Below are 3,156 nucleotides of genomic sequence, written 5' to 3'. Positions count from 1 at the left end.
CGACGCTCACTCACCGCCTACGACCACTGACACCCCTTGGAATTTGTCATCTAGTGTGCCTCCACGTGCCGACCGGCGTCGACGGCCGAACTCATCGCTCGGCGGCGGACGATCTCAACTTTCCGAGCAGCGACGGCCGAGGCGCAGGTGTGACGCCGGTCTCGCCCGGTAGGTTCGCCGGGTGAGAGTCGTGGTGCCCCGGGAGACCCGAGAGGGCGAGACCCGCGTCGCGCTGGTGCCCGAGCTGGTGGCGCGTCTGGTCGCGCTCGGTCACGAGGTCGTCGTGGAGCCCGGCGCCGGGCGCGGAGCCCAGGTCGCCGACGAGGAGTACGCCGATGCCGGCGCCGCCCTCGACCCCGACCCGCTTCCCGCGGCCGACCTGGTCGTGTCGGTCCAGCCGCTCGAGCCCGGCGCCGTACGACGCCTGCGCGCGGGCGCGACCACGGTGTCCTTCCTGCCCGTGGGTGCCGACTCGCCGTACCTCGGCATGGTGGCCGACCTGCGCGACGTCGGTGCGACGAGCTTCGCCATGGAGCTGGTGCCGCGGATCTCGCGGGCGCAGTCGATGGACGCGCTCTCGTCGCAGTCGCTGGTCAGCGGCTACCGCTGCGCGATCGTCGCGGCCGGTCTGCTGCGGCGCTTCTTCCCGCTCAACATGACCGCTGCCGGCACCGTGCCGCCCGCCGAGGTGGTCGTGCTCGGCGCGGGTGTCGCCGGGCTGCAGGCGATCGCGACGGCGAAGCGGCTCGGGGCGGTGGTGCGCGCCTACGACGTGCGGCCCTCCTCGGCCGAGGAGATCGCCTCGATGGGCGCCAAGCCGATCGACCTCGACCTGGAGGCCCTCGACGGTGCCGGCGGGTACGCCCGCGAGATGACCGAGGCCCGGGCGCTGCGCCAGCGCGAGCTGCTCGCGCCGTACGTCGCCGCTGCGGACGCCCTGATCACGACCGCCGCGGTGCCGGGTCGCCGCGCGCCGCTGCTGGTCACCGCCGAGATGGTCGCCGCGATGAAGGCCGGCTCGGTCGTGGTCGACCTGGCTGCCGAGTCCGGCGGCAACGTCGAGGGAGCCCTGCCCGGCGAGGTGGTCCGGGTAGGCGGCGCCCAGGTGTGGGGCGGCGCCAACGTGCCCGCCCAGATGCCCGGACCCGCCTCACGGCTCTACGCCCAGAACGTCGTCAGCCTGATCGACCTGCTCACCCATGAGTCCGCGCTGCACCTCGACTTCGACGACGAGATCGTCGGCGCCGCCTGCGTCACGCACGGCGGCGAGGTGCGTCACGAGCCGACTCGTGCGGCCCTGGAGGTCGGACCGTGAGAAGGAGCGAGCAGAGGATGGTGCACCCGTGAGCAACGACATCACCTGGCTGACCTTCTTCGTGCTGAGCGTCTTCGTGGGGATCGAGGTCATCTCCAAGGTCTCCTCGACCCTGCACACGCCGCTGATGTCGGGGGCCAACGCGATCCACGGGGTGATCCTGCTCGGCGCGGTTCTGGTCGCGGGGGAGGCGGACGGGTTCGCGCTCGTCGTCGCCCTGACCGCGATCGTGCTGGCCGCGGTCAACATGGTCGGGGGCTTCCTGGTGACCGACCGGATGCTGCAGATGTTCACCCGCAAGCCGGCCGCGCGCAAGGAGGCCGAGCACTGATGGAGAGCCTCACGATCCCCACGTGGGCCCAGCTGGTCTTCCTGCTCTGCGCCGTCGGCTTCATCCTCGCGCTCAAGGGGCTGTCCGGCCCGAGGACGGCCCGGGTCGGCAACCTCGTCGGCGCCGGTGCCGCGACCGTCGCCTGCGCGCTGCCCTTCTTCTACGCAGACCTCGACCACGTGGTGCTGATCCTGGTCGCCATCGCGATCGGTACGGCGATCGGCGTCATCGGTGCGCAACGGGTGCAGATGACCCAGATGCCCCAGCTGGTGGCGCTCTTCAACGGCGTCGGCGGAGGGGCGGCAGCGCTCGTCGCGCTGCTCGAGCTGCGCCGGCTCGCAGAGCTCGACGAGCTCGGCGCCGACATCCCCGTCGCCTACCTGGTGGCCACCGGCTTCACGATCCTGGTCGGCTCGGTCTCCTTCTCCGGCTCGGCGGTGACCTTCGCCAAGCTGCAGGAGCTGATGACCTCGCGTCCGGTCGTCTTCCCCGGGCTCCCGATCGCCTTCGGCGGAGCCTTCGTGGCGGCGCTGGTGGTGGCCGGACTGATCGTCGGGCAGCCGGCCGTCTGGGCGGGCATCGTCCTGGGACTGCTGGGTCTCGCCGTGGGCGTGCTGCTGGTGCTGCCCGTCGGCGGCGCCGACGTACCGATCGTCATCTCGTTGCTCAACGCCTTCACCGGCCTGACCGTGGCGGCCGGCGGCTACGTCCTGCAGAACACCGTGCTCCTGGTGGCCGGCACCCTGGTGGGGGCGTCCGGCACGTTCCTCACGTTGCTGATGGCCGGGGCGATGGGGCGCTCGGTGCCCAACATCCTCTTCGGCGCCCTCAAGGGCGGCTCCACCCTCGGCGCGGGCGAGGCCTCCGACCGGCCGGTGCGCAGCGCGGGGCCGAGCGACGTCGCGATCCTGCTCGCCTACGCCGAGAGAGTGATCGTCGTCCCCGGCTACGGGCTCGCGGTCGCCCAGGCCCAGCACACCCTCCGCGAGCTCGTCGACCTCCTCGCCGAGCGCGGCACGAAGGTCGACTACGCCATCCACCCCGTGGCCGGTCGCATGCCCGGCCACATGAACGTCCTGCTGGCCGAGGCCCAGGTGCCCTACGAGCAGCTCGTCGAGATGGACGACATCAACGCCGAGTTCAAGCAGACCGACGTGGTGCTGGTCGTGGGAGCCAACGACGTGGTCAACCCCGCAGCCCGGACGACGCCGTCCGCGCCGATCTACGGGATGCCCATCCTCGACGTCGACCAGGCGCGTCAGGTGGTCTTCATGAAGCGCTCGATGCGCCCGGGCTTCGCCGGCATCGAGAACGAGCTGCTCTTCGACCCGCGCACCACGCTGCTCTTCGGCGACGCCAAGGACTCGATGGGCAAGCTGCTCGCCGCGGTCAAGGCGCTCTGAGCGGCTGTGTCGAAACGGCACAATTGTGGAGTTCTGGAAGGGTTCTGCCGCGAAGACGTGCCACAACTCCACAATTGTGCGCCGTGAGCACCCCCACCCGCCCCACC

3 protein-coding genes are annotated in these 3,156 nt (G+C 71.3%); all 3 read left to right on the top strand.

All coding sequences use genetic code 11. From position 1 onward, the window contains the following. The first annotated feature begins 181 nt into the window (after positions 1–181). The 3 genes from Q1K33_RS20685 to Q1K33_RS20675 are packed head-to-tail and all read left to right on the top strand — an operon-like array spanning position 182 to position 3,049. A complete protein-coding gene (locus Q1K33_RS20685) occupies positions 182–1,315 on the top strand; it encodes an NAD(P) transhydrogenase subunit alpha (RefSeq protein WP_300406817.1) in 1,134 nt (377 codons plus the stop codon). Positions 1,316–1,343: 28 nt separating this feature from the next. Further along, positions 1,344–1,646, top strand: a complete 303-nt coding sequence (locus Q1K33_RS20680) for an NAD(P) transhydrogenase subunit alpha (RefSeq protein WP_300406815.1) — start codon at positions 1,344–1,346, stop codon at positions 1,644–1,646. Next, positions 1,646–3,049 carry an NAD(P)(+) transhydrogenase (Re/Si-specific) subunit beta gene (locus Q1K33_RS20675; RefSeq protein WP_300406814.1) on the top strand — a complete coding sequence of 468 codons (1,404 nt, stop codon included), beginning with the start codon at positions 1,646–1,648 and terminating at the stop codon, positions 3,047–3,049. Before Q1K33_RS20680 ends, Q1K33_RS20675 begins: the two co-directional genes overlap by 1 nt. The last annotated feature ends 107 nt before the right edge of the window (positions 3,050–3,156 follow it).

This window comes from Nocardioides sp. (assembly GCF_029937575.1).
Lineage (GTDB): Bacteria > Actinomycetota > Actinomycetes > Propionibacteriales > Nocardioidaceae > Nocardioides.
The sequence above is the reverse complement of the archived record's forward strand: the minus strand, read 5'-3'. Positions and strand labels throughout refer to the sequence as shown.